The organism is Providencia sp. PROV080 (assembly GCF_033688105.1).
Taxonomy (GTDB): domain Bacteria; phylum Pseudomonadota; class Gammaproteobacteria; order Enterobacterales; family Enterobacteriaceae; genus Providencia; species Providencia zhejiangensis.
The window spans coordinates 192,168-207,719 of sequence record NZ_CP096346.1 but is presented as its reverse complement, the minus strand read 5'-3'; the positions used below and the strand labels follow the sequence as shown (position 1 = coordinate 207,719).

The window sequence follows — 15,552 nt, the reverse complement described above, 5'->3', positions numbered from 1 at the left end:
TGTGAATAACATCAAGGCTCAACGACAACAACTGCATGGACTCTCGGCTGATATAACATTTTTCAATCTGTTAAATCAGCCTTCATTATCAGGCCACATAGAACAGGTTTTCCGTAAGGCGATCAATATTTCGATTAATCATTCACTTTTTACCTTACTGAGCGCCGAATTAGATAATGCCCCTAACAGTTGTCGATTATTGAATAGTGATCTTTCTCAATTAAATATCAAAGAAGGAGAAAACGTTTATTTATCGGATAAAAAAATTTATTTTGGCGACCATTACTTTCTGTCATTCTCTTTATGTCATCAATGGCAGCCTAATAATATTAGTTTTATTCCAGAGAAAATAAATAGCGACGACTATTTTACATTTTTAAATTTTAATATTAATGAAATAGATAAACTATTGAATAAAAGTGGTCACGCTTTATTGAGTTATCATGGGTGTAATTTATTTTATTCTAGTCTCGCTAACAAATTAAATTTATTACGTAACGAATTAATCGATTCATTAAAGAAAGCAGAGCATCAAAACTTGCCTGTTATTATCCAACAATTTGTTGGGCTCGGGATTGGTCTTACTCCTTCAGGGGATGACTATTTAGTTGGATTAATGGCGTTTTTATTACTCAAGCATCACCCAGCACAGCATCTACACCCTTTTTTTGAACAAGGTATCCGCCGTGCCAAAGATGCCACCACTAAAATTAGTGCCATCACCTTAGAAAAGGCGCTCAATCGCGAATATAGAGAAAACTTGCTGCAACTTATTCAGATGTTAGTAACAGCAGATGAGAGAAATATTTATCCGCAGTATCAAAAGATTTTAGATATCGGGTCTAGTTCGGGTAGCGACATGTTATTTGGCATTCGTGATGCTTTGTACCTTACCCATTATTTTGGAGAAAAGTATGTCGACTAAAGTTGTCATCAAAAAGAATACCTATTTTGATTCTGTATCATTGATGTCTATTTCCACAAAAGCTAACCAACTCGACAACGTTGAGCAGGCATTTGTGGCCATGGCAACAGAAATGAATAAAGGTGTACTGAAAAACCTAGGGTTATTATCCGCTGAATTGGAAGCAGCCAAAAACGGCGACTTGATGATTGTCATTAAAGGCACGAGTGATGAAGCAAATGAAGCAACACTCATCGCGATTGAAGAGCTGTTCAATAAGAAAAACCAAGGTGGCTCACAACATGAAGCTAAATATGCCACGATTCATTCCGCACATAGCCACATCCCAGACAGCAACCTAGCGGTCATTTCTGTTAATGGTCAATTTGCTGCTCGTGAAGCACGCATCGCACTTGAAAATGATCTTAACGTCATGCTGTTCTCTGATAATGTCTCAATCGATGATGAATTCGCGTTAAAACAACTCGCTAGCAGTAAAGGCCTATTGATGATGGGTCCGGATTGCGGTACTGCAATCATCAATGGTGCAGCACTATGCTTTGGCAATAGCGTTCGTCGCGGTAGTATCGGTATTATCGGTGCATCCGGAACAGGCAGCCAAGAGCTCAGTGTCCGTATTCATGAATTTGGCGCTGGGATTTCACAACTGATCGGAACGGGTGGTCGTGATCTCAGTGAAAAGATCGGCGGGATCATGATGATTGATGCGCTGAAAATGCTGGATGAGGATGATGATACTCAAGTAATCGTCTTAGTTTCTAAACCACCAGCGGCGACCGTTGCCAAAAAAGTCTTAACTCAAGCAGAAAAATGCCACAAACCGGTTGTCGTTTGTTTTCTCGGTAATCAACCCACGCCAGAAGATAAACCCGGTTTAAGCTTCGCAAAAGGAACTAAAGAGGCGGCACTAAAAGCGGTGCTTCTCACTGGCGTCAAAGAAGAAGAGTTGGATTTGCATTCGTTGAATTGGCCTCTAATTGAAGAAGTGAGAGCAAAACTATCACCCACACAAAAATATATTCGCGGCCTTTTTTGTGGCGGCACGTTATGTGATGAAGCCATGTTTGCTGCACTCGAAAAATATGATGATGTCTACAGTAATATTCAACCGAACCCTGATTACCGCTTAAAAGATCTCAACAAAAGTGTTGCCCATACTTTCCTTGACTTTGGTGATGATGATTTTACCAATGGCAAACCTCACCCAATGATCGACCCAACCAACCGCATAGAGCGTTTACTGCAAGAAGCGCGCGACCCTGAAGTCGGTGTTATCGTCATGGACTTTGTTCTGGGTTACGGCTCTCATGCAGACCCTGTTGGGGTGATGATTGATGCTATCAAAGCGGCAAAAGAGATTGCGAAACAAGATAACCGTGAACTGGTGCTCCTCGGGTATGTTTTAGGCACTGATCAAGATACACCATCAATGGATGCACAGGTGAAAATGCTCACTGATGCAGGTGTCATTTGGGCGAGTAGTAGCACCAACACCGGTTTGTTAGCGCGTGAATTTGTCTGGAAAGGGGAGAAAGCATAATGACTTCATTATTTAAACAACCATTAAATGTGATTAATGTGGGCATTGAAATGTTTAGCGATGACCTGAAAAAACAACATGTTCCCGTAACACATTTGAATTGGACACCGCCTGGGCAAGGTAACGTTGCCGTCATCCGTGCATTAGACAAAATTGAAAGTAACGCCGCATTACAAGAAAAGATTGCAGCGGCTAACGCGCAAGCCTTGGAACGTATCATTCAATCACAACCGATGTTGGTCGGCTATGATCAAGCCATTAATGTTGTACCAGGAATGACCAAGAATACTATTTTACACGCAGGTCCTCCTGTTGAGTGGAAAGACATGTGCGGTGCGATGAAAGGCGCGGTGACAGGCGCATTAGTATTTGAAGGTCTAGCGAAAGATTTAGCGGATGCTGAACGTGTTGCCGCTTCTGGTGAGATCATTTTCTCCCCTTGTCACGAACACGACTGTGTAGGCTCCATGGCGGGAGTGACCTCTGCCTCCATGTTTATGCACATTGTTGAAAACAAAACGTATGGTAATCGCGCTTTCACTAACCTTAGTGAGCAAATGGCAAAAATTTTGCGGATGGGGGCCAATGACCAAAGTGTTATCGACCGCTTGAACTGGATGCGTGATGTTTTAGGTCCAATGCTACGTGACGCGATGAAGCTCGCTGGTGAAATAGACCTGCGCTTAATGTTAGCGCAAGCCCTGCATATGGGGGATGAATGTCATAACCGTAATAATGCAGGCACCACACTGCTCATCCAAGCATTAACACCGTATATCATCCAAACTGATTTTTCTGTTGCTCAACAAAAAGAAGTATTTGATTTTGTGGCAAGTAGTGATTATTTCTCAGGCCCAACTTGGATGGCGATGTGTAAAGCGGCAATGGATGCGGCACATGGTATCGAATACAGCACCGTCGTCACGACCATGGCACGTAACGGTTATGAGTTCGGTTTACGTATCAGTGGGCTACCGGGCCAATGGTTTACGGGTCCATCGCAACAAGTGATTGGTCCTATGTTTGCAGGTTATAAACCTGAAGACTCTGGCCTCGATATTGGAGACTCCGCAATTACTGAGACTTATGGTATTGGTGGCTTCGCCATGGCAACAGCGCCTGCCATTGTTGCTCTTGTCGGAGGTACCGTTGAAGAAGCTATTGATTTTTCAAGGCAGATGCGTGAAATCACTTTAGGTGAAAACCCAAATGTGACGATTCCTCTGCTTGGCTTTATGGGTATTCCTACTGCCATTGATATCACTAAGGTTGCCGCCAGCGGTATCCTTCCGGTCATCAATACCGCAATTGCCCATAAAGATGCAGGTATCGGTATGATTGGGGCGGGTATTGTTCACCCTCCGTTTGATTGCTTTGAAAAAGCGATGTTGTCTTACGCCGAAAAATACGCCTAGTCACACAGATAATAAGCCCAACTTCGGTTGGGCAATCCAGACTAATGAGTTGTGATTCACCAGAGCAAATAGGGTTTTTAATTATGACTGCCCCCGCAGTCTCTTCTTTGAAGGATACATTCCATGAGTGTAACGAAACTAAAGTGGAAACGTGGTGACTGGGCGGCCTACTTCGGGCTAATGACCAATAACTTAACTAATCTGCTCACAATGATGGGGCTACTGATCTTTGTCGTCGGTATCCCAAAAGATATTGTTTATGGACGTATTGCACCCGCTTTTGGTTTTGCCGTCTTACTTGCGAGTGTCAGCTATGCTTATTTTGGCCAGCAACTTGCCAAACAAACTGGGCGCGACGATGTTACCGCACTACCGTCTGGCCCAAGTGCACCCTCTATTTTTACCGTCACCTTTTTAGTCATCATGCCAGTCTATCAAACTACGCAAAATGCGGAGTTTGCCATTCAGATTGCACTGGTTTGGTGTTTTGTGGAATCAATGATCCTTGTTGGTGGCTCATTCCTCGGTGAAACGATCCGTAAAATGATCCCTCGCACTGTCTTGCTTTCCTGTTTATCTGGGCTAGGTTTGCTGTTACTGGCCATGAACCCAATGCTACAAGCATTTGAAGCCCCGACTGTCTCATTTATCGTTTTACTGCTCATCTTTATCAACTGGTTTGGTAAAAAACCGATCTTTGCCCGTATACCAACAGGCTTATTGCTTCTGATCGCAGGTACCGTATTGGCATGGATTTCAGGATTACAAAGCCCTGCTGCGATTAAATCCTCCGTCGAGTCATTTGGATTTAACCCACCAGGCATCCATATTGATAGCTTTTTACAAGGTCTACCGCACGCGCTGCCTTACTTAGCTTCCGCGGTTCCATTAGGCTTAGCAAACTATATCTTTGACCTCGAAAATATTGAAAGTGCCCACGCTGCTGGTGATGAATACAATACACGTAAGGTCATGCTAGCCAATGGTTTATCATCAACTGTAGGTTGCTTTATGGGGAACCCATTCCCCGTGACGGTGTACGTAGGTCATGCGGGTTGGAAAGCCATGGGAGCCAGTATTGGCTATACGTTAGCTTCTGGGATCACTATGTTCATCGTTCCGTTATTTGGTTTGGGGGCTTTCATGTTAGCCATTATTCCAATGACAGCGATCGTACCTATTCTGGTATTTATCGGGGTTGTTACGGCGAACCAAGTGGTGCGAGAAACACCCAAGATTGAAGTCCCCGTTATCTTTATTTGTTTATTCCCTTGGATTGCCAACTGGGCACTGACCATGATGAATAGCATGATGGGAGCAGCAGGGACTTCAGCGGCGCAGATCGGAACCGATGTATTGTTGAGCAAAGGGGTGTATTACCAAGGTCTCGTACACCTCGGCAATGGTGCACCGCTAGCCAGTATGCTGTGGGGCTGTATTGCTATCTTCGCCATTCTTAATCAACCACTACGTGGTGCAATTGCCGCTGCCGTCGGCGCACTACTCGTATTCTTCGGAATCATTCATTCGCCAATGGTAGGAATAGCACAAGGCTCAGCCTTGATGTTTGTATACGCTTACCTCATGATGGCGGGCTTATTTGTCATGAAATACTTTTTGGATAAAGGCAAAACAACAGAAGAGCAACAACCTGAAAAAGCTGAAAAAATCAGTAAATCAGTGTGATGCCACTAACCTCCGATTGTCGGTGTGCCTAGCACACCGACTCTAACACTCTGTATCAGGATACAATAACAATGAAAGAACTCGTGGTTGTTGCCATCGGGGGCAACAGTATTATCAAAGATAACAACAGCCAGTCGATTGATTCTCAAGAAAAAGCCATACAAGAAGTGGCTACCCATATCTGTGACATGCTTGAAGGAAACTATAATATCGTTTTAACTCATGGAAATGGGCCACAAGTCGGATTGGATTTACGCCGCGCCGAAATCGCACATACCGTTGAAGGGCTACCTTTGACACCATTAGCCAATTGTGTCGCCGATACCCAAGGGGGAATTGGTTATTTAATCCAACAAGCACTGACTAACGCATTGGTGACGCGCCATAATCGTCAAGCGGTCACTGTAGTCACTCAAGTTGAAGTCGACAAAAATGATCCCAATTTTCAATCGCCAACCAAGCCTATAGGGGCATTTTTCAGCGCTGAACAGGCCGAGAAATTGCAACAAGCAAACCCTGATTGGCATTTTGTTGAAGACTCAGGACGTGGATACCGCCGTGTAGTCGCATCACCCGAGCCCAAAAGTGTCGTCGAATCCGCGGCTATCCGTACATTAACTGAAAATGACTATGTTGTTATTGCCGCTGGTGGTGGTGGGATCCCTGTGGTCAAAAATGGCCATGGAGGCTTTCAAAGTGTCGATGCCGTTATCGATAAAGATTTATCCACAACGCTACTCGCAAAAGAGTTACAAGCCGATATTTTGATCATCACAACAGGGGTTGAAAAAGTCTGTATTTACTTTGGAACACCAGAACAAAAGGAACTTGGAGAAACCACAACAACCGCGATGCAACGCTATATGCGTGAAGGGCATTTCCCCGCTGGAAGTATGCTACCGAAAATAGAAGCTAGCCTGTCGTTTCTCGCCAACGGTGGCAAGCGAGTGATTATTACCTCACCTGAAAAATTGCCACAAGCCTTACGCGGCGAAACAGGTACTCATATTATTCAAGGCTAACTTCACACCATTTCAGGTTGCGACGTTCAGCAACCTGAAAACTGCCTAATTAAGGAGTTTCTATGCAATCCAACAGAAGAGAGTTCCTTTCTACGAGTGCAAAACTGGCTGCGACTTGCACGCTATTTGGTGCGATGTCAGGTATTGCTATCGCTGAAACCGATTCAGTCCCATCAAGCACGACGTCAAAGATTACAGATAGCCACTATTATCTTGATAATGTGTTACTTGAGACAGGGTTTAACTATCGTGATAATACTGTCGTCGGCACGAAAACAGCGTTACACACGCTCGAGATCAAGCAAGGTAAAATCGTGGCTATTCTGCCAAATACACAACATCAGAATAGCCAATTAGCCGCATACAGTGCAAATAATAAGCTTATGCTCCCCGCTTTTCGCGATATGCATATTCACCTTGATAAAACTTTTTATGGTGGTCCTTGGCAGGCTCCTGAATCACGTGAAGGCAAAACCATACTGGATATGATTGCACTGGAGCAAAAATTACTCCCTGAGTTACAACCTTACACACAAGAGCGTGCTCACGCGCTGATCAGCTTGATCCAATCTAAGGGATCAACTATCGCGCGTAGCCATTGTAATATCGAACCCGTTTCAGGGCTTAAAAATCTTGAGGCTCTCATACAGGTTCTTGATAAACATCAGCAGGACCTAACCTGTGAAATCGTCGCTTTCCCACAACATGGCTTGCTATTATCCAAATCAGAACCTTTAATGCGTGAAGCAATGCAAGCGGGGGCACATTATGTTGGTGGACTCGATCCAACTCACGTCGATGGTGCGATGGAAAAATCACTCGATACCCTGTTCCAAATTGCATTGGATTACAATAAAGGCGTTGATATTCATCTTCATGAAACCAGCCCTGCGGGCTTAGCAGCCATTAATTATATGATTGATACTGTGGATAAAAACCGCAGTTTACGCGGTAAAGTCACTATCAGCCATGCCTTTGCTCTCGCAACGTTGACACCAGAGCAAGCCAACACCACAGCGCAGCGCCTTGCTGAGCAACAGATTAGCATCGCCACTACGGTTCCTATCGGTACATTACATATGCCATTGAAAATACTGAATGAACACGGTGTATTTGTGATGTCTGGAACCGATAGCGTTATTGACCATTGGTCTCCTTTTGGCCTAGGCGACATGTTAGAAAAAGCCAATTTATACGCTCAACTTTACACGCGCCCAGATGAACATGCTCTATCACGTTCACTCGCAATCGCGACGGGGAATACATTGCCATTGGATAACAAAGGCAAGCAAGTGTGGCCAGTTGCAGGCGATGATGCCAGCTTTGTCCTCGTGGATGCTTCTTGTTCTGCTGAAGCGGTTGCACGCATTTCACCAAGGCAAGCCAGCTTCCACAAAGGGAACTTAGCTTCCGGCTCAATTGAGAAGAGAGTAGGCTAACCGTTTGTCCAAAAAGACGGGGGTTCAACTCCCGCCGTCTTACTGGTTGGGCATCGCTAGCAACGCCAATTTTTTAACAGTGCCAATATCAGTGGAAACTCACAAAACCCTTCCCTATCGAGAAAGTGTCCTGCATTTTCCACCGTAATAACCTCTGTTTCTAAATTATCCGCTAATGTTCTCGATGACTGCGGGGAAACAATCTGATCATTATTTGAGATCACAGAAACACGATAGTCAGCTAATGATTTCAAATAAGGGTAATCGAATATAAACTCAGTATGAGGTTTCAATTCAGGCAATGTTTTTTGCTCATCAGTAAAACCAGAAACGAAGATATAACCACCTACCCGCTGTCGCTGCTCCGCGAGGAAACGTAATACGCTAACACAACCAAGACTATGACCGATCAACACCGTATTTGTGTCCAATTTAATATTTGCATCCAGTAAAAACTGCAACCATCGTTGGGGATCAGGCGCTTGTGGATCAGGCATAGCAGGAACGAATACGCTAGCCCCACACTGCTCAAGCTGTGCTTTTAACCAAGGAAACCAATTTTTCTCAGGCGATGCCGTATAACCATGCACAATAATGACTTTTTTATTGTTTAAATTTTCATGCTGAAGATTTTCACCACTCATCATTCGGTTCCTTTTATCAGTACTGAGTAGGCTGCACATTAAGATAGCGTCAAATAAAGACCATCTATACTAAAACGTTTTCAGGTAAACCTGATGTGTTTTTTGGTAATTATCTCATTATTATTATTCAGCAAATCTTTATAATTCTCTAAAAATTAACATAAATGGATATTTTACCTGTGCAAAATAATCTTCAACTTTCAGATAAAGTTTTAAACGCCTTCCCACAACGATCACTAAAATTAACACCACTATCAGGCGATGGCGGCATGATTCGTTCGCTATTTTTGATTGTGTTCCTAGTCGCATTAACCGCATTCAGTGCGTATCAGCTACCTAACATCGCTTATGACTATAAAATTGGCCAGAATGCCGTTCCCGTTGATGCGGATATTGATGGCTCCTGCAAAACGAACTTATTGGTGATCACCAACTGTAAAGTTGAGTTGCGTTATAAACACAATGTCGTCTCCCATGACTTCACTTTCGTAGGATTGAACGGTGGAGACATTGCAGTCATGCCACTCATGGATGCGACAGATCCGTCAAAGCTAACCGTAGATGTTGCTGTCGATAATGTCATGCTTCGCTTTGTTACCACTATTGCATTAATTGGCTTATTTATTTTTTGTATCTTCTTTTTTATTCGTGCCCAAATACGCATCAGCAAAATAAGAAAAGAGTTATTATCTGTCGGGAGCCAGCCTTTGCAACTGATAGCTATCCCTGCCAAGGTCATTAATGCCAATCGACAAATCATTGCCACTTATCAGCGTGAATTGAATGGGAAACAAATATCGACAGGTTATTCAGGCAAGAAAACAAGTGCACCTATCGTTTTAGAATCAAATGGTAAAACTTATGTACTCGCGGTGGCCAGTGCCCAGCAGAATATTCCTTATGTACTTGATTTCCCGATGCAGCGTATTCAAGCAACCCCTGAAGAAGTGCAGCATTTTCATAATGTGTTGCAGGAAGAAGGGATAATTTAATTGTTACTAAAGAGGTTGGGCTAGCCTGCCCAACCTTCCTAGCAAATGCAATTATTTTAAATCGGGGAAAAACACGCGTTTAATCGCTAATTCAACACCACGTACCTCTGCTAATCCCTTCAAACGTCCAATCGCAGAATAACCTGGATTGGTTTTCTTTTTCAGATCATCCAACATTTGGTGACCGTGGTCAGGGCGCATTGGAATACGACGCATGTTACCTGCTTTTTGGCGACGATTTTCTTCTGTTAAAATCGCTTTCACGACGGCGAACATATCCACATCCCCCCCTAGGTGAGCGGCCTCATGGAAGGTTTTCGGATTGTCTTCCCGACAGGTTGAACGCAAATGAGTGAAATGAATACGATCACCAAATTGCTCAATCATTTTAACTAAATCGTTATCACTTCTTACACCGTAAGAACCGGTACACATGGTAAAACCATTGTGAATACTATCCACTGTATCTTTCAGCCATTGCATATCTTCAATGGTAGAAACAATCCGCGGTAACCCTAAAATTGGACGTGGTGGATCATCCGGGTGAATAGCCATTTTCACACCCACTTCTTCAGCGACGGGGATAATCGCCTTTAAGAAGTACGCCATATTTTCACGTAGCTTCGCCTTGTCAATACCCGCATATGTTTTCAAATGGGCTTTAAATTGTTCAAGAGTATAGCCTTCTTCCGCCCCAGGTAAGCCCGCAATAATATTTCCAACCAGTTTATTAATATCGGCTTGGCTCATCGCTTCATAATAGGCTTTCGCTTGAGCGATTTCCTCTTGACTGTAATCTTGTTCTGCCCCCTCGCGCTGTAGCAAATACAGCTCAAATGCGGCAAATGCAATTTGGTCAAAACGTAATGCTTTTGAACCGTCTGGTAATTCATATTCTAAATCTGTGCGAGTCCAATCAAGCACGGGCATAAAGTTATAACACACGGTATCAATGCCACAGGCGGCCAAATGACGAATCGATTGTTGGTAGTTCGCAATATGCTGCTCATAATCGCCACTGTGTGTTTTGATTTCTTCATGAACAGGAATACTTTCCACGACAGACCAAACAAGGCCCGCCGCTTCAATTTCTGCTTTACGCTTTTGAATTTCTTCAATACTCCACACCTGACCATTCGGAATATGATGCAGTGCTGTCACGATGCCCGTAGCCCCTGCTTGACGTATATCACTCAAAGAAACCGGGTCATTAGGGCCATACCAACGCCATGTTTGTTCCATATCACTCACCTCAAAAATGTGGGCACCGTATCGTGCCCTTAAATTTATTGTGTAACAGTTTCTTCGATCGGTGCTTTAACGATGAAGAAGTAAGCTAATGCGCCCGCGAATGTCACCATAGAGCAAACGATTAGCGCCCAATTAAATGAACCCGTGGTGTCTAATACCCAACCAGTAACAATCGGTGCGAATGACGCAAAAATGAAGCTACCAAAGTTTTGAATACTACTGACGGAAGCGACCATTTTGCTAGGCGTCACCACTTGCACTAATCCCCAGCAAGAAGTGCCAGCAAAATGCACAAAGAACAGCGCTAAACTGATAAATGCGACCGCCATAGTGGTGGAAGTCGATTGCACAACTAAGAGCGTGCAAGCCGCGGAACAAATCAGTCCTAAACAGATTAAAATTTTGCGGCTATTCATTAATGAATAACCTTTTTTGGCTAAGCGGTCTGCCACCATGCCATTGACTAACATACCGAGCGAACCGAATAAGAATGGAATTGCGGCAACCCATCCCGTATTCGCGAGACTTAATCCCCGTTCTGCCTGTAAATACCCCGGCAACCAAGCAAGATATAGCCATCCCGTATAGTTCACACCACTGAAACCTAAAATCATTCCCCAAACAGTACGTTTTTTGAACAAGGCGCCCCACTCTTTAAGCGTCACTTTCTGTTTTGGGGTTTCATCACGGCCGGAGTTGAGATATTTCAAATCATCTTCTGACAGCTTTAATGACTCACGGTTGCGATAATACGCATACCAACAAATACCAATCAGAATGCCTGCAACCCCGATGATGATAAACATCATTCGCCAGCCAAAAGCCAACATGAGCGCAACTAAGATTGGTGGAGCAAAAGCTTGGCCAATCGTCGTAGAGGAGTTAAATATTCCCATCGGAATACCTCGCTCTTTCGCACTAAACCAATCATTAACGACCTTTACACCACTCGGCATAAAGGGCGCTTCACCCACTCCGAGGCCAATTCGTAATGCAATAAATTGCCAAAAGTTTTGGATCAAACCCGCCATGCCTTGCATTGTTGACCAAAAAATCAACCCTGCGCCTAAAACAATACGAGGTCCAAATTTATCGAGTAATAAACCTGATGGTAGCTGTGAAATACCGTAAGACAATGAAAAAGCAGATAATAAAACACCGAATTGAGTTGCTGAAAGCCCTAAATCAGCACGAATCGCTTCGTTAGCAACCGAAAGCGAACCTCGGTCAAGGAAATTAATGATCCCTGCCAAAAACAGCAGCAGTAACGAGATACGTTGAATTTTCTTAATCCTGGCGGTTTTTGCAATATTATCGGGTGTTATGTCAGATGCTGAACTCTGCATAGTTACATCCTCAAAAAAGTAATTATAATTGTATGATACCTGAATGACTGGTGGCTTGATTGTCAGGTGGTCAGGCCGGCATTATAGTTATTGAATTTGAAAAAAATTAACTTGATATGGCTCACAAATCTGTTTTTTTATCATTCAGATTAGTAGCTAGCAGCGATTAGAGCGTATGATATGTGGCGATAGGATGAGAATACCGAGGAATTAACATGGCATTAGCCCCACTGAAAGTTGAACGATTGTACCGCCAGATCTCAAACCTTATTATTGAGTGTATAAAACGTGGCGATTTCAACGCAGGAGAGCCGTTGCCTTCTGAGCGAGAACTTGCAAAACAGATGGAAGTCAGCCGATCATCCATCCGTGAAGCCTTTATTGCATTAGAAATGACAGGTTGGATTGAAATTCGAGTTGGAAATGGTGTTTATGTCGCCAATCCATTACCACAGGTTGAATCTAAAAAAGAAACCGTCAGTGCAACACCAGAAAAAGATGAAACCGAATTCAGCTTACGTGATTTGTTGAAAGCGAGGCAATCTTTCGAAACTATGATTGCAGAACTCGCAGCTCGTAATGCAACAGATGAGCAATGCGCTGAATTACAAGAAATAATGAAAGATCTCATCAAGCAGAAAGACAATGACGAAAACTTTTTGCGCGAAGATAAACGTTTTCATTTGCTGATCAGTGAAATGACAGGAAATGAAGTGTTGCATAGTATGATGGAACATCTGTGGGATATGCGCCAATCAACACGTTTTATCCGCATGGAATCTCACTATGCCGATATTGATTTACCCAAAACGATGAACGAAGATCACCAATTAATCGTCAATGCGATTCTAGATAGAAATCCAAAAGAAGCAGCAAGATGCATGCATGACCACTTACAGCATGTCTATGAATGTTTCTTCAACATCGAATAACATTGATCAAAAAACGCCCCCATCTTATCGATGGGGGAGTCACCACACTTTTACTGAATGAGTCGATTATCGCGACGGATCTTGCGTTCTTCATAGATAGCCACGACACCCAGCATCACTATCCCTACTGCGGTTGCAGCAAATAACAGATAGAAAGTATCCGACCAGCCATGAAGTGTAAATCCACCTACCGAGATACCGTTGCCAGTTGGGTCTGCGATACGAGAAACTAGGACTTTAGCCATCCCATCACCGAATAAGTAACCAAAAAAGCCCGGAATTGAGTTAACCACCGCCGTTGCACACTTAGGTGCAAAGCCAATGATTGAAATACCAATCAAAATCACAGGTCCGAAAATAAAGAAGCCTTCAAAAAAGAGTGCAATATAAATGCCCCAGACACTGGACATATTTTGGTAAGCAATTAATGGGAAGATGACGGAGATCATACATAACATACCGAGTAATGCACGGCGTCCCCCCATTTTATCGGAGACATACCCCCAAGTGAGTGAGCCTAAAAATCCCCCTAATTCGAGCGCTGTAATCGTACCAATAGCAGAGATATCATCCCAATCAAGTGCCATTTTAACGTAGGCGACACTCCAGTTATCGACACCAATACGAATGGTATACACACAGAGGTTAGCCAAGCATAGAAACCAAACTGCCGGATTTTTCAGAACATATTTGATGAAAATTTCTGACTTTGACATACTTTCTGCGGCGGTATCATCTTTAGAAACTGGCTCGTCAAAAATTTCTTCTGGTGTGTTCCAACCTAATTCTGATGGGTCATCTTTACCAAAAAACATCCCAAATGTAGCAATGACACCCGCAAATAAAATCGGGAAAATAAACATCCCTGCCACATTACCGTTAAAAGCATATTCCATCCCGAATAAGGCGATTGGCCCAGCCAAAATAGCACCTATATTGTGTGATGCGTTCCACCAAGAGATAAACCGACCCCGATTTTTTCTGGGTGTCCAACGGTTAATGGTTGAGTTAGAGCAAGGACCTCCAGGAGCCTGAAATAACCCCGTGAGTGCCCATAAGAAAATAAAAATACCAAGAGAATGCCCTGATGACAGTAAAAACATGCCGATCGCAAATGAAGATGCACAAGACAGCATAAGTAAGAAGCTGAGTATTTTCTTCGTATTTTTGCCATCAATATAATAGGAAAGGAGCACACGGCCTAGACTATAAGTAATAGAGAAACCAAAACCCACCGTGCCCAAATCACTCAAAGTGAAATCTGTTTGTTCAATAATAAACGGGGTAGCGGCTTTAAAATTATAGCGAAGAAAATAGATCCCTGTATAAGCCAAACACATCACAAAGAATGGCTCCATAAACTTTCTTAACCATAAATCGCGTTGTACAGAGAGGGGAATTTTTCCTGTCGGTAGCCTTTTTATATCAAAAAAAGAAAATTTAGAACTCATGTTATTAGCCTTTTCGTGGTTTTATTATTTTATTCTCTAAATGATTCGAGTTGCTGATATATCTTTGGACTCGATGCCAATACATAATTTCCTTTAAGGAGAAAATTATCTTTCGCTCTATAATTATTCATAACCCCTCCGGCTTCTTGAATTAACAATAAGCCTGCAAGACAGTCCCATGAATTTAGATGAGGTTCGTAGTAACCAATTAGCTTGCCTGCGGCTACATAAGCCAACATTAATGCAGCAGAACCATTGCGGACAAACATCCCTTTTTCATGAAGTAATTTATCTAAAAAAGGAATAATGTATTTAGGTGATATGCGAGTTGAAATCCCGACACCAAGCAAACCTTCATTCAGGGATTGAACCGCATTAACTTTGATAGGTGATTGATTTAAATAAGCCCCATGACCCGCCATTGCATGAAATAATTCATCCTGTACGGGGTCATAAACAACCGCGATTTGTGTATTTTGTTGTTCATCCAAGAGGGCTATCGAAATACACCAAGAAGGCAACCCAAAAATAAATGCACTAGTACCATCAATAGGGTCAACGACCCAAGTATATTCTGATGCACCTTGTGTATAACCCCCTTCTTCACCAAATAAAGTATCGAGGGGATATTGTTGGTGAATTTTCTCACGAATAAATTGTTCAGTATTTTTATCCGCAATAGTGACTAAGTCCTGCCCATCCTCTTTTTTCTTTTCAATGTTGAGTTGGTTTCGGTCATAATAGTAGGATACCGCTAATTTGCCGGCTTCAAGAGCAACTTGGCGAATAAAAGTATATCTCGCTGAAATCGCATTCATTCCCATCTCCAGATAATGAAATTAATATTTCGAAATATATATTTAACGAATCGTACATTCTGTGATCGATTTCATGAGATGATAAATTAAT

13 protein-coding genes are annotated in these 15,552 nt (G+C 42.9%); 8 read left to right on the top strand and 5 right to left on the bottom strand.

Annotated features, from left to right (window positions below; all coding sequences use genetic code 11):
* The first annotated feature begins 1 nt into the window (after position 1).
* The 6 genes from M1F03_RS00910 (at position 2) to M1F03_RS00885 (ending at position 8,027) form a co-directional block, all read left to right on the top strand.
* Positions 2-925 (top strand): DUF2877 domain-containing protein, encoded by a 924-nt coding sequence (locus tag M1F03_RS00910; protein WP_251464879.1) that lies wholly within the window; start codon positions 2-4, stop codon positions 923-925.
* Complete coding sequence (gene fdrA / locus M1F03_RS00905; RefSeq protein WP_251464878.1) at positions 915-2,465, top strand: acyl-CoA synthetase FdrA; 1,551 nt, start codon at positions 915-917, stop codon at positions 2,463-2,465. Before M1F03_RS00910 ends, fdrA begins: the two co-directional genes overlap by 11 nt.
* Positions 2,465-3,880 (top strand): DUF1116 domain-containing protein, encoded by a 1,416-nt coding sequence (locus M1F03_RS00900; RefSeq protein WP_154623676.1) that lies wholly within the window; start codon positions 2,465-2,467, stop codon positions 3,878-3,880. The genes fdrA and M1F03_RS00900 overlap by 1 nt, the downstream gene beginning before the upstream one ends.
* Positions 3,881-4,003: 123 nt before the next feature.
* Positions 4,004-5,566, top strand: coding sequence for a xanthine permease (locus M1F03_RS00895; protein ID WP_154623677.1), 1,563 nt, complete (start codon positions 4,004-4,006; stop codon positions 5,564-5,566).
* A 71-nt stretch (positions 5,567-5,637) separates the two neighbouring features.
* The gene (locus M1F03_RS00890; RefSeq protein WP_251464876.1) at positions 5,638-6,588 is read left to right on the top strand and encodes a carbamate kinase family protein; all 951 of its coding nucleotides are present in this window, start codon (positions 5,638-5,640) and stop codon (positions 6,586-6,588) included.
* Between the two features lie 62 nt (positions 6,589-6,650).
* Entirely contained in the window at positions 6,651-8,027 is a 1,377-nt protein-coding gene (locus tag M1F03_RS00885; protein ID WP_154623679.1) for an amidohydrolase family protein, read from the top strand.
* 56 nt (positions 8,028-8,083) lie between these two features.
* On the opposite strand, the gene M1F03_RS00880 is transcribed toward M1F03_RS00885, so the two are convergent.
* Positions 8,084-8,671 carry an RBBP9/YdeN family alpha/beta hydrolase gene (locus tag M1F03_RS00880; protein ID WP_154623686.1) on the bottom strand — a complete coding sequence of 196 codons (588 nt, stop codon included), beginning with the start codon at positions 8,669-8,671 and terminating at the stop codon, positions 8,084-8,086.
* A gap of 179 nt (positions 8,672-8,850) precedes the next feature.
* Here M1F03_RS00880 and M1F03_RS00875 point away from each other — a divergent pair, with 179 nt between their 5' ends.
* Positions 8,851-9,663 carry a hypothetical protein gene (locus tag M1F03_RS00875; protein ID WP_251464875.1) on the top strand — a complete coding sequence of 271 codons (813 nt, stop codon included), beginning with the start codon at positions 8,851-8,853 and terminating at the stop codon, positions 9,661-9,663.
* 51 nt (positions 9,664-9,714) lie between these two features.
* On the opposite strand, the gene uxuA is transcribed toward M1F03_RS00875, so the two are convergent.
* On the bottom strand, positions 9,715-10,905 hold the full coding sequence (gene uxuA, locus M1F03_RS00870) for a mannonate dehydratase (RefSeq protein ID WP_154623681.1): 1,191 nt from the start codon (positions 10,903-10,905) through the stop codon (positions 9,715-9,717).
* A 44-nt stretch (positions 10,906-10,949) separates the two neighbouring features.
* Complete coding sequence (locus tag M1F03_RS00865) at positions 10,950-12,260, bottom strand: MFS transporter (RefSeq protein WP_163860500.1); 1,311 nt, start codon at positions 12,258-12,260, stop codon at positions 10,950-10,952.
* A 215-nt stretch (positions 12,261-12,475) separates the two neighbouring features.
* Between M1F03_RS00865 and M1F03_RS00860 the strand changes: the two genes are divergently transcribed.
* Complete coding sequence (locus M1F03_RS00860; RefSeq protein ID WP_154623683.1) at positions 12,476-13,192, top strand: FadR/GntR family transcriptional regulator; 717 nt, start codon at positions 12,476-12,478, stop codon at positions 13,190-13,192.
* Between the two features lie 50 nt (positions 13,193-13,242).
* On the opposite strand, the gene uhpT is transcribed toward M1F03_RS00860, so the two are convergent.
* The gene (gene uhpT / locus M1F03_RS00855; protein ID WP_163860499.1) at positions 13,243-14,643 is read right to left on the bottom strand and encodes a hexose-6-phosphate:phosphate antiporter; all 1,401 of its coding nucleotides are present in this window, start codon (positions 14,641-14,643) and stop codon (positions 13,243-13,245) included.
* A 29-nt stretch (positions 14,644-14,672) separates the two neighbouring features.
* Complete coding sequence (locus tag M1F03_RS00850; RefSeq protein WP_230085850.1) at positions 14,673-15,461, bottom strand: inositol monophosphatase family protein; 789 nt, start codon at positions 15,459-15,461, stop codon at positions 14,673-14,675.
* Between the last annotated feature and the right edge of the window lie 91 nt (positions 15,462-15,552).